Source organism: Shewanella sp. SM101 (assembly GCF_025654465.1).
GTDB lineage: Bacteria > Pseudomonadota > Gammaproteobacteria > Enterobacterales > Shewanellaceae > Shewanella > Shewanella oncorhynchi.
Map to the genome: position 1 here is coordinate 1 of NZ_JAKKRH010000117.1, position 1424 is coordinate 1424.

The 1424-nt window shown below is 48.3% G+C and carries 1 protein-coding gene; it reads right to left on the reverse strand.

The features are described from left to right. Positions 1-14: 14 nt before the first annotated feature. The gene (locus L5M38_RS24110; RefSeq protein ID WP_263180546.1) at positions 15-1337 is read right to left on the reverse strand and encodes an IS4-like element ISSba6 family transposase; all 1323 of its coding nucleotides are present in this window, start codon (positions 1335-1337) and stop codon (positions 15-17) included. Between the last annotated feature and the right edge of the window lie 87 nt (positions 1338-1424).

Consider the following 1424-nt stretch of genomic DNA (forward strand, 5'->3'; position numbering starts at 1 on the left):
GTAATGCCGTTCACTTAAGAGTGAACGGCATTTTTCTTTGCTCTAACCGGGAACTTGTTTTTGCTCATTTTAAGGACTCGTGGATATGCCCTTTCCCGTTTACCATCCAGCTTAAATTGCCGTGCATTTCGTTCTATATCCAATACGTCTCTCGGGACATTCCCCGGTGTTTGTGATGACAGTTGTGTCAACTTGAAGATGATATAACTCGCCGCATCCCGAAAACTCAGTTGATTGGGATGGACCGATGGCAAGCTTTTAGCCATCAGCAACATCTTATATCTAATGAGATTATAGGCCAGTAGCACGCCCCATAACTCTTGAGTCACCAGCTCCGGTAGTTGACTGCGGAGCGTAAAACGGCTCTCCAGTAGATGTTGTTTCATCTCTCTATAGCCCAGTTCGATTTCCCATCGATGGGCATATAAGTCGACGATGTCTTCGCTGGGGTAACGCATCGGGTCTGTCAACGAGGTCAAAATGGCGACTGACTTACCTTTCACTATCTTAGTCAATAAACGCGCTTCAAGAGTTTCAGGGAGCTGCGGCCATTTCTTTCTGGCTTGAGGTGTCGTGGTGAGTTTCACCCACTGGTCATGTTTCCCCAGCGTTCGCACTACTTCATATTGAGTGCCTTTCTTCAGTGGCAACAACCAGTGGCTATCAGGTTGCGCTTGCTGCCAAGCGTGCAGCAGGCCGAGCGAGTAAAATCCTCGGTCAAATAGGGTTAGKCTGTGATTGGGAATGCTAGGAATGAGCTGGGACGCTAAGTTCATTTCATTTTCGGCAACCGAATCAAAGGCGCTGTTGACCAATAAATGGCTGCTTAATTCCATCAAGCAAACCATGCGAATTTGCGGATAAGCAGCTTCGCCTGAAGCGTTTGCGGTACGCGCAAAGGCGGCTTGATTTTGGACACTATCGGGTGTCCGCCACACTACACCGTCAACACCATACAAGTTAAGGCCGCACCAATGAGGATGTTCAGCTCTCGCGTGCCAGGTATTGGCGCTGCGACTAAATACTTCTCTAATAACCTCACTGCCCAATCGTTTACGCGCCTGAGTCACGGCGCTGCGTGCAACATAATCAATCTCTTGCGGCAAAACAATGTCGAGTTTGTTGATGAGTGACCGAACAGATTCCCCTCGGAACAAAGCCATTCCGATAACGGCCCAAATCATCGCGTCCATCGGCAATTTACGCCGTCTTAACGTCGCAACGCCCTGAGAGTCTAGGCAAGATTGAATTAACTCAGGTTCTAACACATCTGCTAAGCAGGTGAATTCGGTTAGGCGGGTAATATGAGTACGGGCGAGTGCTTCTGAGAGTTGCATAAAAAAATCCGATGACATGAGGTCATCGGATTTTGATCTTTTCAGCGAGATCGTCAAGCGATCTGTCTTAACTGATCGGCATTACGC